Source organism: Mycobacterium sp., assembly GCF_008709575.1.
Classification (GTDB): domain Bacteria; phylum Actinomycetota; class Actinomycetes; order Mycobacteriales; family Mycobacteriaceae; genus Mycobacterium.
On record NZ_VYIK01000522.1, the window covers coordinates 1 to 559 of the forward strand.

The window sequence follows — 559 nt, forward strand, 5'->3', positions numbered from 1 at the left end:
TTGCCGCCGGGGTCGGGGCCCACGCCGATCCAGGTAGTGTCCGAGCTGATCGATCACACCATGGCGGCCGTGCCGATCAGGCCCGCCCCGGCTTAGTCCGGCTTAGACCAGGCTCAGCACACCCCGAAAGGGCTGGTCCGTCGCCAAGCGCCGAGCCTGTCGTCAGCGTGGTCTGCACTCGCTTTTTCTCGCGCCAGACTCAACTACTGGTCGAACTCAAAACAGGACTCGCCGAGGACGGTGATGACCCCAGCGCCCGAAGCGATATCGGCCAACTCCTGCGCCCGCTGCGCCTGCGGCACGATGTCACCTATCGCATCCGTAACGAGATCGACCAGGTGTTGGCGTCCATCGAGTCGGCTGAAACAACCGATGCCCAGGCGCGACCGCACGAGCCGAAGACTGCCGAAGCCGAGCCGACGCCTGCGACGCAGTCCAGCCCGAGCCCGCAGCGCGTCAGCGGCCCCGCGCCATCGGCGCCCGACGTGCCCGCGGCCGGTGACGGCGGTGGCGCATCCACCAAGCGCCTGGTGGGCGTCGGCGGTGCCGTCCTGGCCGC

General features: G+C 69.1%; 1 protein-coding gene and 1 pseudogene. Both read left to right on the forward strand.

Going from position 1 to position 559, the window contains the following annotated elements; genetic code table 11:
• Positions 1-96: pseudogene (locus F6Q13_RS19945) on the forward strand (DUF3515 domain-containing protein); the annotation flags it as partial.
• Positions 97-167: 71 nt separating this feature from the next.
• The coding region (locus F6Q13_RS19950) for a hypothetical protein (RefSeq protein ID WP_293060140.1) at positions 168-559 on the forward strand (392 nt) is incomplete at its 3' end.